Genomic DNA, 14680 nt, shown 5'->3' with positions numbered 1-14680 from the left:
TGTCCCGGTTCAACAGTCATTTCAACGGCTGAACAAGTTGAACTCCGGTCGATCCGTACGGCTCATACCCGTCCGAATTTACTTTGCGATACAGCTCACGGGCATCCTCCGCATCTTCCCACCAGTTCCACTGTCCTTCGGTATGCGGGTGGGGATAAGCTTCGACGGTATCCGCCATCGCTGCCAATTCCTGTAGCCCGCTTTTAAGTACTTCTTTCAGCTCTTCGGTCTGGTATGGCGCACCCCGGTTATACAACCTGTACCCGTAATACGATTTGGCTGCACCTCTTCGCAGCCTGGCGGTGATAAGAGTTCGCCTGAATGTTTGATATAGCTTGTCATACTGTTGACTGCTTTCAATGTACGGCTCGGCGTTTTCGATCTCCTGAAGGGCTTTACGTGCCAGTTCCACCCCGTAATTCTTTTCCCTGACAACCATCCGGAGGTATTCCATAGTCATTTTTTCACCCGGTTCCACCCATCCGTTTTCCACTACCCAGTGGGCCTCTATCTTCAAGGGTCCATCAGGTTCTTTATATCGCGGGGGAGAAAGATGATTGACCACTTCATTCCAGTAATGAAGGGTGGTATCCACATTATGAGCGATATCCGCAACGGGATTTTCCAGCCACTTCCCGGAGACGTGTCTGCCGTATATGGAGGGATAATCAAAATCGAGGCGGGAATGATTGGCCGTATTCAATCCCAGTGAGTAAAAAACGGACTTGGTAATGTCCTCGGCCTTTTGGAATACTAGCTTTAGAGGTGGCACCGCTTTTTTCCCGTAGTTCTGAGTAATAAATTCTTCATAGATCCGGTCGAGGTCGAGATCCGGATTCTGCTGAAGTGCGTGAAGGGTATATAAATTCAGCTCTGAAGTACGATTCAGGATCTGGGTAGTTCCAAACCTGTCGGTACGGGCCACATAACCGACGACATTGGATTGGTTCAGAAAATAGGACCATCGATCTCTGATATGCTCCGCAAACGTTCCGGCCACGATGCTCTGTCCGTGGAATTCCCCGGTTGGGTCAAACTCTACAAGTACCGGGCGGTCCACCCGCTCCACATAACGGTTGTTCGGGTGCGTCATGATAAAATCGTGCGGCGACTCTTTCATCATGATTGTGATCTCGTCATGCTCAATCAGCTCAACCATATCCAGCACGGCACGCATCTCCTGCTTGGTGTAAAAGAAGGTACGGGCATACAGCGAAAGGTCCCGCTCGTCAATAATCACGCTGGATAGCGTATCCACCAGGGCCGCCAGCTTCTGTCCCTCGGTTTCCAATTTTTTGGAATACTGATCCTCCACATGTGCGCCGGTTTCGATAAAAGTGAGGACGATACCGTCTATCCCGGGAACCATATCCAGCATATCACGGTAATCCTGTTTTACCCACTTCCAGAATTCGGGATTGTCCAAGTTGATGGTTCTGTCGGGACCGGTTTTAAATCGATCGGGATAGTAGTCGAGATCATAAAGAGCGTGATCCCACACCACTACCTCTTCAACTCCCTTTTCATGGGCCTTTTTAGTCAGCTCATTGGTAAGTTGCCGTTTTTCGGTGTTGCGGACATCTTTCAGATCCATGACAATTTGGTGGGATATCTGCAGGTGATTGATATCGTATTCCTCCAGATGATCGATCACCAGCTGGGATTTCTGCTCGTTATCAGAAAGAATATTCCATCCCTTTATATACTGGTTACTGTACCTCTCGGAAGTGGAATTCGACTCACATCCTGCTAAATGAATGGCAAAACCCAACAGAATTAGTAATTGTACAAACCTAATGCAGCGAAATATACTTGTATCTTCTTTCATCACATCCCTTTAAACCGCATTTTTTCCACTATTCAATTAAACCCTCATCACCAGATACCAGGATGAATTATCCGGATGCTGATTTCCCAAGGTTTCCTCCTGCAAATAAAAAGGAGTACGAAGTTTCCATCGTACTCCTTCAGTAATTTAAGGGTTCTGCCAGCTCAACATTACTTATAGAGCATTGTTAAAGTCGGTTTCACCAGTAGGGACGGGGAATACAAGGCTTCCGTCATTCCATGGCAACGGGCTGTTTGCAGAACGGTCTCCACGAGGTATATCCTGGCGGAGTGCCTGCAGATACGGCAGCCGGTCTCCTTCGAATGAGAGTTCCCGCATCCGTTCTGCGTGAATTATTTCGGCGGTGAGATCACCCTGTGCAATGGGACTGAGTCCTGCCCGCTCGCGAATGGTATTGATGTCGCTGCGCGCCTGGGCAACATCCTGGTTGGCACCATTGCCGCCGAGGAATGAGATAATCGCCCGGGTCAGGTACATTTCAGAAACCCTCAACAGCGGTACATTGGTCACCGGCGGAGCGTCGGGATTTCTATAGTACTTGTTCACCCAAACAGTAGGCCGATCGAACTCAAGCCCGCCGGTGTCATCACCGGCCTCAAACCGCTTGTACAGCTGCTGGTAACGCAGGTCGTTGGTGGCCTCTGTGGTCTCATTCCTGTCATTTACGTTATCGATCCAATCCACTTTTTCAAGGAAGGAATAACTGGCAGCAATGAACTTTGAGTTGTTGACAATAGAACCACTCAGCCCCCAGTCGGCACGTGTGGCGTTCCATGAGTTCCACGCTTTTGGCCATTTCCAGTTACTGGCATGGCCTACGCCGTCACCGTCAACATACTGGTAATACCAGACCACTTCATTGGGGCGGGTATGGATATCCTGCTCCCAGGCCACGATAGGATCCTCATCCAGAGTAAACCGGGAATCCTCGATAACCTCGGTCGCCATTTGCTGGGCCAGGTCCCAGTTCTGCATTTCAAAAGCTACCCGTGCAAGTAACAGTTTTGCAGCGGGTTTGGTGGCCCGGCTGTAATTATACTGCTCCGGATCGACCGAGCGCGGTGCATCGGGCAGATTTTCGATCGCAGCCTCCAGATCTGAAACGATCACATCATAGAGTTCTTCAACTGTGCCCCGGGGCTTGTTGGCTTCACCAAATCCGGCCGTTGGTTCGGTACGTATTATGACTGATTGTTCCGAGAGATTATCCTGGCTGTAGGGCGGAGAGAATGTTTTGGCCAGCATATAGTAATTATATGCCCTAAGGAACTTGAATTCACCGTAGATCCTGGAGATCTGGTTATCGGGATCCTCAAACGGAGGTTCACCATCGTTGTTCATGAAATTTTCATTAATGAACTGAATGCCGTCATTGGAGTTACCTATTACGGCATACGCACTCCGCCAAATTTTATTTAGCGCCGAATTATCGGGATTATGATTCAGATCATAAAACACATTGGCTTCACTAGGTCCGATAAAATAGCCGTTTCCGGCATCACTGAACGGAACCGTAATATCTGTTGGCAATGTTCGGGCAAAGCTGCTAAAAGTAAATGTGGTTTCATTGCAGCATTCGCCTGAGGTCATCCAGTAGGAGCCTACGACCAAGTGTTCCAGATCGGTTACAGATTGCCATTCACCCTGTCCGGGACCCTCACCTGAAGAGGGGGTCACGTTATTCAGGTAATCTTCTCCTTCACAACCGATTGCCACAAACAAGCAGGCGACTATGAATGTTAGTAATTTCGTCTTCTTCATAATGATATCCTTTTCTGATTAGAGAGTAACAAACTTGTTGTTAAAAGCTCAGATTAACACCCAAGCTGAACTGTTGGGAAGGGGGCAGATACCCTGTACCCAACACGCCCGGGTTCAGATTTCGCTGCTCCGGATTGCCAAAGCTGGTGACCTCGGGGTCAAGACCCGGATGGTGCGGAGCATATGTCCAGAGGTTCGTTCCGCTGAGGTAGATTTCGAGCCCACGCATATTCAAAGTGTTTAATATGGAGGGAGGCAGGTTGTATCCTATCCGTACCCGGCGCAGACGCAGAAAATCTGCCTTGTAAAGATACATCGATGTTTGCGTGCCGAAACTCTCTACACTGCCGTCTACCATGTACTGGTTGTTCCAGCTTGGCTTCGGATACCTGGCATTTCGGTTATTTTCTGTCCAGTAGTTACCGAGCAGCTCAGTACTGTAGTTACCTGTACCTGCCGGCCGTGTTTTGCCCTGCAAAACCTGATCATATATGTAATTACCACCCTGGAAATTCAGGGTAAATGTGAAGTCGAAGCCTTTATAGGAAAGCGTGTTGGTAAGCCCGCCATAATAGGTCGGGATGCCGCTCTTGCCCTCCATCAGTGTGCGGTTATTGCTCACATTGGATTCTGTGGCCGGAATCATCTCATCGGTCGTCTCAAGGAAGTTCGGGTTATTTATCCGGTTTTCTTCGCTTATCACATTACCATTCTGATCCACATATTCGCCGTTATCGTTGACAAGGAACGGATCATTGTCCACCGCGTAGATCATTTCATATCCGGTATCCGGATTTAATCCGGCCGATTCAGCCATAAAGTACAGGCCAATGCCCTGACCGATACGCGTGTTGGTTACACCTTGCCGCAGACCGGAGTTGTTATCTGAAATAACAGGCGTAAGCGAGAGTACCTCGTTGTCGTTGAGCGTCAGGTTTAATTCGGTCCTCCAGGAGAAATCGCCTTCTGCGACATTCTGGGAATTGACTGAAATTTCGAAACCTTGATTTTGCAGGTCACCGATATTTGCCCAAATCTGCTCCGATGCGGTTCCATTGGATTGGGCTATCGGGCTTGCGAGCAGCATATCCGTAACATCCTGCTTGTAGTAGGATACATTACCCGTAATCCGGTCATTCAAGATTCCGAATTCAAAACCTACATCAGTACTTTCGGTTGTCTCCCAACCAACTTCCTGAGAGCCAACCTGGTTGAAGTAGTACCCGACTGGCACGCTGCCATATCGTTTCCAGCCTGCGAAACTGTTGAATTTTGCGTTTGTGGGTATGTTGGCGTTACCTGTCAGTCCATAGCTTCCTCTCAGTTTCAGGAAACTCAAAAAGTCTACATTCTGCATAAAGGGCTCATCGGATATAACCCAGCCGACAGATCCAGCCGGGAAAGTACCAAACTGCTTATCCGCACCAAATACGGAGGATCCGTCACGACGGATACTAAACTGTGCGATATAGCGTCCTTGATAATTATAGTTGGCGCGTGCAAAGTATCCGATAAACCGGGTTTCCCGGCTTCGGTTAAATGACAAGCGTTGTATAGAACTACCTCCCGGGCTACCGATCATCTCATCCGTAGCCGTGCGGTTCAGGGCCTCCAGGAAGGAATTCAGTGAATTTTCTGAGAACGCCTCCGTACCGGCTGTAACTTTTATATTATGCAGCCCCAGGAAGCTGTCCTGATAGGTCCCATAAATGTTGTAATTATACGACCAGGCTTCGGAACCCTGCTGGCGCCCGTATGGCTCCCCTGAAGGCCGGAGATCACCGGTCGCACTCCTCAGAGCATTGTTATACTTGTAATCAAGGGATATTTCGGAGTGAATCTCCAGATTGTCAAAATTGGGAATCTGGTAATCGGCAAATATTTTACCGAGCGTACGCAGATTTCTGCTCCATGATGTGTACCACTCGTCGTGTAGGGTAGCCACAAGGTTATTTCCAGAACGCTGGTGGAACAACTCGCCTTGATCGTTATAAACAGGTAACCAGGGCAGTGCTCCGGAAACGGCCTGGGTCCAGTTACCATTGGCAACCTGATCGTTGCAGCAGGGCGGTCCGCCATTGACCGGTACTTCATCCTGCTGCAGGAAGGTAAAGTTGGTGCGAATACCGGCGGTAAGGTTTTCGAGAGGTGCGAGATCAACGTTGGCGCGGGTAACAATCCGGTTCATATTGTTTGTTTTGAGATACCCCTCATCCGTACGGTAGTTGGCAGACACGTAGTAGCTGGTGCCTCCCTCTGTACCGCCGCTGGACGAAACATTTAAGCTGTGGAATTGCCCCGGCCGCAGGATCCTGTCAAACCAATCGGTATTGATGTTCTGAATCTCCTGTCTGTCTAATTGGCCTTCGGGAGGCAGATTTAGCCAGTCATAATCACTCAGCGGGTCGAATGGATCCAGATTATTCGGATTATTTGCACGTGCAAGATCCACTATTTCCAGCCACTCAGACGTATCGAGAAGGTCGTAGGTACCGACGGGGGTGCTGAATCCGGTTTGATAGTTCATGTCAAACGTACCAGCGCCGCGCCTTCCGTCTTTGGTGCTGATCAGGATAACCCCGTTGGAGCCACGAGAACCGTAAATAGCGGTTGCGGCAGCGTCCTTCAGCACCTCGATCGATTCAATATCATTCGGATTAACCAGGGAGAGCGGGTTGATACCCTGGTCCATGCCGCCGGCATCCTGATGACTGCCGTTAACGGGCATGCCGTCAATGACAATCAACGGTTCAGTACCGGCTGATATCGAGTTGATACCCCTGATCACAATTCGTGACATCTGCGTGGGCGAACCACCAGTCTGCGTCATCTGCAAGCCGGCAACCTGACCTTGTAATGCATTTTCCAGTGAAGACTCACTCACCTGGTTGATCTGTTCGGATTCAACGGAGGCGATGGAGCCTGTTACCTCTCTTCTGGCCTGCGTACCATAACCGGTGACTACAATTTCTTCTCCCGATATAGCCTCAGACTGCAAATTCACGTTCAACTGCGTGCGCCCGTTGATCGGTACTTCATTGCGCTGATATCCCACAAAAGAAAATACCAGTGTATCCTGCAGAGAGGGTACGTTTAATTCAAAACGTCCTTCGCTGTTGGTGGAGGTACCGGTTGTGGTTCCTTTAACCACAACGTTGACTCCCGGCATCGTCTCCCCGGTATTGGCATCGGTCACTACGCCAGTAACTGTTTCAATCTGAACTTTGGTCTTCATATTCTCCACTTTCTGCGTAATGATAATGTAGCCGTTACCGGCAACAACAAAATCAAGCGGGGTAAGCCCCAGAATCCGGTTGAAGGCTTCTCGCAGATTCACCTGATTCATTTCCATAGTCACTTTTCGCTTATCCCATACCAGGTTGTGGTTAAAAAGCAGTTTGTAATTCCCTTTTTCTGCCACTTTCTGGAGAGCATCTTTGAAGGGCGTTTTCCGAAACTCAAAATTAAAGGTCCGGTATTTACCCTCTTCAACTTCTACATAATCCACAGATGACAATCGCTGCGTATATGTCGCATCCAAATCGTCACCGCTTTGGGCCTCAACTGTCTGGCCCGATATCAAAAAAGGCATCAAGAAGAGGCAGCAAACTAATGCACTTAGTGTGTATATTACGGTATTCGGTATCTTCATAATAATCCCCATTTCCTCCTTAACTAACATTAACATTATAATCGAATATTTACGGGCATCAATTGCACCGATAATATCATCATTGTATTTATGAGTGTGTCGTACATATGTTCATGGATATCTTATCAGTTTATGATTATGGTGTTATTTTGTCGTTCGTAGTTAAAATTCAGAGACTGAGATGTTAACTGAAGCATCTCGTTAAGACTTTCTCGTCTGAATTCTCCTGAAAACTTTACTGACTTTAGTGAAGCGTCTTCCACAATAAAATTCACATCGAAACGGCGCTCCCACTCCTTTAATACGTTGACAAATGGTTCCTCATCAAATGCAAAATCGCCCCGTAACCATGCAAGATGCTTTTCAATGTTTACACTGGCAGGTTCGATGGGAGCTGCCCCCGATTTAATGACACTCATCTGATTGGCACCCAAAATAACCTCTTCACCAATGGTTTCTTCAGACGAGCTTTTTGATGCAAGTGAAACCTTTCCATCGGCAACAGCCACCGATATCTGAGACTCTTCCGGGCGGGCTTTTACGTTAAATTGCGTACCCAGCACAGTGACCTCGGCACCATTGGTTTGTACGATGAAGGGAGAATCAGGCAGGTGGGCCACCTCAAAATAGGCCTCGCCCTCTAAAAAAACTTTGCGGGTATTGGCCTGAAACTGCTCGGGGAACCTGATTTTGCTTTCCGCATTCAGCACTACCTTTGTGCCGTCACTGAATGATAACTCAGCCTCATGTGCACGCTTGGTAACCACCTCTTTCATGGAAACGTTCTTAGAAGCGTCAGAAGTGGACAGCGCTCCGGGATTGATAAAAAAATAGATGCCCACCAGTGCAATTAGCATAACGGCTGCGGCCCGGACAAAATATTTCAAGTAGTTCTTATTTTTCGTACTGGCGGCCGTTCTGCGGGAAGCTGAATGTTGAAAAACATACTTTTTTTCTGACCGCTGGTCATCATTTGCAGGTTTGTCTGTCTTTTCTCGGGAGCTTTCCTTAATCTTATTGGCCAATTTTCGCCAGGCCATCTGCGTATCCGAATTAAGCTCCTTTTCAGGCTGAACGCTTAATATGCGGCGTAATTCATCTACAACCTGTTTGTTTTCAAGGTCTTTCCGCATCCACTCCTCGATATGCCGCTTCTCTTCCTCTGAACATTCCCCGTTCAGGTAGCGATGAAGTTGATTTATATTAATGCGTGACCCCATTTTCTTGGTTTAATTTTTGTTTTACGATCTATAAAATCACATTCACCTATAACGGCGTATCAAAATCCGGGTACCCTGAATTTTTTATATTTTTTTTCGCATTATGCAAAACACCTCTCAGATATGACAGACGGCATTCTGCCTGGTTCCGATATTTAACTAGTGTTGGTTATCACGAAGTATGTTAAGTAGTGAAACAGTTTATTGGGAGTACTACATCTCCCAAACCCTGCCGACAGCGGTCGGGACAGGGTCTTCAAAGGGGAATTCTTGTTTACTATTACACTACTTGCGTTACTATACTTTTTAAAGTGGTAACCACCACACTAGCATAGTTATTAGTTAATTCGTGTAGTAGTTATTAGAGGACACTTATTCGGCATATAAATCTTATCGAGACCTTTGAAATATCTCTTCATAGCTCCGTTGGATACACAGTAGGGCTTGGGGAGGTCAAAACAACAGTATTATAAAGGCCTCTTATCTGTTGTAATCAGTGTAAATCTGTGGCTAAATGCTTAGCGAATTTTGTGGTAGCTACACTAAAAAAGGAAATTAGCACCTGGCAGACAATACAACAGGGTTACCAGCACAGGCAGAAATTTTTTTAACCTGTCCCGCAGGTAATCCAGTGCCCGGCTCATGTGGGTCTCAACCGTTTTGGGTGAGATCTCCAGCACCTGGGCAATTTCTTTATACGTAAGCCCCTCTAATCTGCTTAATTTGTATACCATTCTTGCCCGTTCCGGCAGTTCTTCAATAGCCTGTTGTGTGGCGCGGATAAATTCACTTTCATCATCGGTTTCGGGCAGTTTGGGCTCAACCTTGGTTTCACGTATCTCTGAAAATTTCTCAACATATTTATCCCTGGTTCGGTCTTTTCGCAGGTGGTCAATAGCCTCATATTTTACAGCCCTGAATAAATAAGTTTTCAATTTACCCCGTACTTCCCAGTCCGCCCTGTTCTGCCATATCCATAGGAATACTTCCTGTACCAAACCTTCGGCAATAGCTCTGGATTCAACATAACGGAACGCAAAGCGGAGCAGTGGATCATACCAAGCCTCAAACATCATGCGGTAGGCTTGTTTATCTCCCTTTTGTACAGCTTTTACCCAATATTTTTCCACAGCATCCCGATCAGATGTTAAATCAGATCCTATAGTATTTTTAGATCCCTTATTGTTATTACTAGACATACCTTATATCTTAAAATGATTCCCTAATCCGCTGGCTAATAATTGCCTATGAAACAATTATTTTAAATATAAATCATATCTTGTTGTTTTTGGGACTTTTAACTTAATAATCTTATAAATCTCGATATTTTCTTCTCATTGTAAAGCAAACTTCAATACCTTTTTTAAATAATTTTGCGGGCGTTGATTTATTTACATTGACTAGTTCAATTTAGATAAGAAGTTGAAAAATAATGTTTTAAAAGAATCTACTATTTAGACCTCTACAAAACAAAAGAACTAGGTGCTTTACACAAAAGTGCCGATTCATATAATCCATTTACATAAAACCGAAAAATTTGATTCCATCTGCATATAATTTGTTGCAATTCGTCCTAGATAACATGACAAATCCTGTAGAATTTCAATAGATGAGTACTTATTCCAAAATCCGATACCGACTAAAATGTATCATGTGTCTATATAGGTTGGATGGAAGGAAATTCGGTGAAGCCTCGCAGGTTATCTGTACAGGCAATCAGGATATCCTCCAACCCTCGATTGTTCAGATCAGAGAGCACCTGCAGCCAGAAGTTGGCCCCTTCGCTCTTGGAGATATAAGCGCCCAATACCTCCTTGTAGCCATGCCGGTTGATCCCCAGAATGTTGTAGAGGGCTTTGGGGTCACACGGCCTTCCGAGCGGACCTTATAGTGCATCGCATCCAGCCATACGATGCAATACACCGGCTCCAAGGACCGACTCTGCCAAGCTTTGACCTCCGGAATAACCCGGTCGATAATTTGGGAGAGCATGGTGCAGTAAAGCTCTGTGTCGTACATTTCAGCGATGTGGTCGCGGATGCCCCGTAGACTCATCCCCAGCCCGTAGAGACCGATAATTTTGCTGGCAAGGCTCTGCGCCAGCACCGTCTCGCGTTTCTTGACCAGTTGGGGATAGAAGCTACTCTGGCGGTCTTGGGGAGTGTCGATTTAGAAGCTACCGGCCGAGCTTTTGATTGTTTTCTGCCTTTGCCGTTACGCTTATTACCTGCCTTGCGTTCCTGGTGGTCCAGATGCGCATCCATCTCCGCCTGCGACGAAGCCTTTGAGCATCGGAGCGAAGGCACCATCAGAGCCAAATAACAACTCTCCGGATCTTAATTGCTGGAGGGCTTTTTTCTGCAGGTTATTTATTTTTCTTGTGTCATAATTGTCTAAGTTAGTGAGTTTTAAGTTACTAAACTTAGACAGAGTTAGATTTACACTCTAGATACAGTTAAGCCAGGTTCAAGCTAAGCAGTTTCAGTTTGAAATACCCATAGAAATCGGGATCTACGATGATGATCAAATTCTGCCGGACGTTAAAAAATACGTTATGGATCAACGGACTATGAAACTAACAATTCCTGTCGAAAAAGAACCTGAGGAAGTGGTTATTGATCCCGGCACCAAACTGCTGGCCAAATGGACTTTTATTAAAGAATAAGGGTTCCTTTCTTTATCCTGAATATGCAACTCCACTTTTGGCAATTGGGGAATCCAAAACCTGACGGGCAATGTTGTTGCCGTTTCGCAGATCACTCCTCCATGTGTATCACCCAGCCGCCGGTATAACAAAGAGTTGTGCCTGCCGGCTGTTTCCTCACCCGGGATTTCGTATACAGCTGACAGGCTGACACTGAGACTTGCAAGGCACAATGAAGCACGTTGTTAAAAGAAATGAATGAACTGTGGATTTTAAATTCATTCCAAAACCCTTCCTTAATTTAATTTTGTGCCAGTAAATAGCAAAATAGTATTCAATTAGTTAATTCTATTTTGTTATAGTCTTTTCTCCTTAATGTATTTAAGGAATTCCTTAGCTTGCCCGATATTAGAGATGTAATCAAATACAGAACTATGGATAATGATTTTCGACTCCCGACGAAATGGGAAGTTATTGCTGTAATGATACTGATTCTGGCAATATTGTTTTTTTCCCTTGCCCAGCTACAGTTGCCTATTCAACTTGCGCTGTTTGCCTGCTGGTTTATCGTAATTGGCCTCGGTATAAAGATCGGATTTCGTTATTCAGATATGCAACATGGACTGGTCAAAGGGATATACAGCGGCTTGGATGCTGCGCTAATCCTCATAGGTGTTGGGGCCCTGATTGGGTCCTGGATTGCGGGGGGAATAGTACCGAGTATCATTTATTATGGTTTATCGATCATGAACAAGGAAACTTTTCTTGCTTCAGCATTTATCATTTGTGGTGTTACATCTCTTACAACTGGCACCTCATTTGGTACTGTCGGAACTGTCGGGATTGCCATGATGGGCATTGGTCAAGGATTTGGTTTTTCATTGCCTTTGGTAGCAGGATCAGTTATATCGGGAGCTTATTTGGGTGATAAATTATCCCCGTTATCCGATACTACAATTATGACCGCTTCATTATGCCAGGTAGGGGTGATAGATCACGTAAAGTCAATGCTCTATATCAGTATTCCTGCAGCGGGAATTGCATTCGTTTTGTTTTTAATTGCAGGATTTAATTATGGCGGTAGCAACGTTGATTTAAGCCAGGCGACGCTATTTCGGGAGGCCATTTCCACACATTTTAATACCGGTATATACCTATTGCTCCCCGCTGTCGTGGTCATTGTACTACTGGTATTTCGATTACCTTCACTACCGGTAATTACGTTTGGTGCCTTGCTTGGCGTTGTATGTGCCGGAGCCTTTCAAAACTTGAATACCCTTGATTCAGTTCGGTCACTGTACTCTGGCAGCTTAATAGAAACAGATGCAGCATTTATAAACACCTTGCTGAACAGGGGGGGAATTGAATCTATGTATGGCGTCATCGTTTTAATCATGTTCGCATTGGGACTGGGAGGACTGATGAGAAAAGTGGGCATACTCCAGGTTATTGGCAACCAACTGCTCGCGTGGGCCGATACCGTCGGGAAGTTGACCACCTCCACTATATTGAGCGGATTCTTCGGCAATTTTTTCGGCGGTGCTGCTTACGTTTCGCTTATTACAGCCAGTACGCTTACCGAAAAAAGGTACAGCTCAATGGGTATCGACAGAAGGGTTCTTTCCCGTAATACTGAAGCAGGTGGCACCGTAACTACTCCCATGGTACCCTGGACAGATGGTGGAATTTTCATGGCCACGACCTTGGGCGTCAGCACAATTAGCTACCTGCCGTTTCTGTGGTATAATATTTTGGTTTTGTTGATTGCGATTATTTTTGGACAGTTCAATATTGCCATTTGGTATACGGAACCGGAATAGGAAATTCGATTTTATAAATTAAAGACGAATTCCTTTTGGGCCTTACCGATTTCCTCGATTTTTTTACTTCCTTGGCATGGAAAAAAGCCGATAGAAAACCAAGACTAAGGGGCTTGCATAATTGGGGTCAGCTGGTTTCAACTTCCCATTTTTCGGACTATTCAACTAAAAATCCAAGAACTGAAGGACAGGGGTACCACCCCAGTCGGGGACTTATATAAAATAGATTTAATATTTGAAAGGGAAGTGATTAAAAAACTAACAGTTTTAGAAAAAAAAGTACTATAAACCCAAGCATATACTTTTAAAGTTATAACTTTATCTTTTATCAAATCAAATTCGGTAAATATTCTGGTATTTGCCATCAAATTATCAACGGGTCTGTTAAAAAAGTTGAATAGCATAACCAGTTAACCCACATCAAAAACATTAAATCAAACTTATTCTATGAAAATCTCGAGTATTAAGGTTTATCAGGTTGATCTTCCGCTCCACGAAGGTAGTTACAACTGGTCAGAAGAGAAAAGCGTTGACGTGTTTGACAGTACTGTTGTCCTGCTGGAAACTGATTCTGGCATTACGGGTGTTGGGGAAGTGTGTCCGTTGGGCCCGGTGTATCTTCCTGCCTATGCCCGTGGTGTACGCACGGGGTTAAAGGAAATGGCCCCTCAACTTATTGGAAAGGACCCTACACAGCTGCAGAAGATCAATCGCCAGATGGATTATTTGTTAAAGGGCCACCCCTATGTTAAATCGGCGATAGATATGGCTTGCTGGGATATACTCGGCAAATCGGCTGATAAACCTGTCTGCACGCTTCTTGGAGGGCGTTATGGAGAGAATGTTCCTCTCTACAGAGCAATATCCCAACGGCCGGCGGACGAAATGGCTGAAAATGTCGCTAACTACAAAGCAGAAGGCTACAAAAAATTTCAACTCAAAGTTGGTGGGAATGCAAATGACGATATAGATCGTATCCGCGCTGTTCGTAATGTCCTTGATAGCGATGATGTTTTAGTTGCGGATGCAAACACGGGCTGGTTGAAACATGATGCAATGCGTGTAGTAAAAAATGTAGCAGATGTTGATGTATATATTGAACAGCCATGTAATTCCTACCAGGAATGTCACTCAATTCGGGAACATACGGACCTGCCGTTCATCCTTGATGAGGTTATAGATTCTGTGGAGATGATATTACAAGGAGTTAATGACCGAGCCATGGATGTGGTCAATATCAAAATCAGCAAATTCGGTGGGTTAACCCGTGCCAGGCAAGCTCGAGACCTCTGTGTTTCTTTGGGTATAGCAATGACTTTGGAAGATAGTTGGGGAGGAGATATCATAACTGCAGCAATTGCTCATCTTGCCCACAGTACCCCCCCGGAATTTATTTTTAGCTCTACTGATTTCAACAGTTATGTTACTACCTCTATTGCCGAGGGCGCTCCACAACGTGTGGACGGTCGCATGGCTGCCTCCACCAGGTCGGGCCTTGGTATTAAACCACGAATGGACGTTTTAGGTGATCCCGTTTGGAGTTGTTAATTTGATCTTCCAGTAAAAACTCACAGCAGTCACTTGATTTTTAAAAAGGATCCGGTAATTACTTTCCAGACTGATCCTCATTCAATTGTATCGGAGGGCCCGTCGTATCCCGGTATTGAGTCCGCAGGCCGCGCAGCCGTTCTTTCAGCTCCCGCGTCCGCTGGGCGTATTCCGGCTGCCCGTACA

General features: G+C 45.9%; 7 protein-coding genes and 1 pseudogene. 2 read left to right on the top strand and 6 right to left on the bottom strand.

Annotated features, from left to right (window positions below; genetic code table 11):
• Positions 1-16: 16 nt before the first annotated feature.
• The 6 genes and pseudogenes from ACG2F4_RS13865 to ACG2F4_RS13840 form a co-directional block, all read right to left on the bottom strand.
• Positions 17-1828: a hypothetical protein gene (locus ACG2F4_RS13865; protein WP_395261478.1), complete on the bottom strand. Its 1812-nt coding sequence runs from the start codon at positions 1826-1828 to the stop codon at positions 17-19.
• A gap of 174 nt (positions 1829-2002) precedes the next feature.
• On the bottom strand, positions 2003-3610 hold the full coding sequence (locus ACG2F4_RS13860) for a RagB/SusD family nutrient uptake outer membrane protein (protein ID WP_395261477.1): 1608 nt from the start codon (positions 3608-3610) through the stop codon (positions 2003-2005).
• A 40-nt stretch (positions 3611-3650) separates the two neighbouring features.
• Positions 3651-7262 (bottom strand): SusC/RagA family TonB-linked outer membrane protein, encoded by a 3612-nt coding sequence (locus tag ACG2F4_RS13855; RefSeq protein ID WP_395261476.1) that lies wholly within the window; start codon positions 7260-7262, stop codon positions 3651-3653.
• A gap of 125 nt (positions 7263-7387) precedes the next feature.
• Complete coding sequence (locus ACG2F4_RS13850; protein ID WP_395261475.1) at positions 7388-8482, bottom strand: FecR domain-containing protein; 1095 nt, start codon at positions 8480-8482, stop codon at positions 7388-7390.
• Positions 8483-9024: 542 nt separating this feature from the next.
• Positions 9025-9681 (bottom strand): RNA polymerase sigma-70 factor, encoded by a 657-nt coding sequence (locus ACG2F4_RS13845; RefSeq protein WP_395261474.1) that lies wholly within the window; start codon positions 9679-9681, stop codon positions 9025-9027.
• A 458-nt stretch (positions 9682-10139) separates the two neighbouring features.
• Positions 10140-10651 (bottom strand): annotated as a pseudogene (locus tag ACG2F4_RS13840) (transposase).
• Positions 10652-11560: 909 nt separating this feature from the next.
• Between ACG2F4_RS13840 and nhaC the strand changes: the two are divergent.
• Both nhaC and ACG2F4_RS13830 read left to right on the top strand, forming a co-directional pair.
• Positions 11561-12946: a Na+/H+ antiporter NhaC gene (gene nhaC / locus ACG2F4_RS13835; protein WP_395261473.1), complete on the top strand. Its 1386-nt coding sequence runs from the start codon at positions 11561-11563 to the stop codon at positions 12944-12946.
• Between the two features lie 447 nt (positions 12947-13393).
• Positions 13394-14494 (top strand): cis-3-hydroxy-L-proline dehydratase, encoded by a 1101-nt coding sequence (locus ACG2F4_RS13830; RefSeq protein ID WP_395261472.1) that lies wholly within the window; start codon positions 13394-13396, stop codon positions 14492-14494.
• Positions 14495-14680: the final 186 nt, after the last annotated feature.

The organism is Halalkalibaculum sp. DA3122 (genome assembly GCF_043951865.1).
Classification (GTDB): domain Bacteria; phylum Bacteroidota; class Rhodothermia; order Balneolales; family Balneolaceae; genus JAMQKA01.
The sequence above is the reverse complement of the archived record's forward strand: the minus strand, read 5'-3'. Positions and strand labels throughout refer to the sequence as shown.

Excerpts from the sequence above, each read along its gene's own strand:
- ACG2F4_RS13865 (WP_395261478.1), bottom strand. The coding sequence starts at position 1,828 with ATGAAAGAAGATACAAGTATATTTCGCTGCATTAGGTTTGTACAATTA.
- ACG2F4_RS13860 (WP_395261477.1), bottom strand. The coding sequence starts at position 3,610 with ATGAAGAAGACGAAATTACTAACATTCATAGTCGCCTGCTTGTTTGTG.
- ACG2F4_RS13855 (WP_395261476.1), bottom strand. The coding sequence starts at position 7,262 with ATGAAGATACCGAATACCGTAATATACACACTAAGTGCATTAGTTTGC.
- ACG2F4_RS13850 (WP_395261475.1), bottom strand. The coding sequence starts at position 8,482 with ATGGGGTCACGCATTAATATAAATCAACTTCATCGCTACCTGAACGGG.
- ACG2F4_RS13845 (WP_395261474.1), bottom strand. The coding sequence starts at position 9,681 with ATGTCTAGTAATAACAATAAGGGATCTAAAAATACTATAGGATCTGAT.
- nhaC (WP_395261473.1), top strand. The coding sequence starts at position 11,561 with ATGGATAATGATTTTCGACTCCCGACGAAATGGGAAGTTATTGCTGTA.
- ACG2F4_RS13830 (WP_395261472.1), top strand. The coding sequence starts at position 13,394 with ATGAAAATCTCGAGTATTAAGGTTTATCAGGTTGATCTTCCGCTCCAC.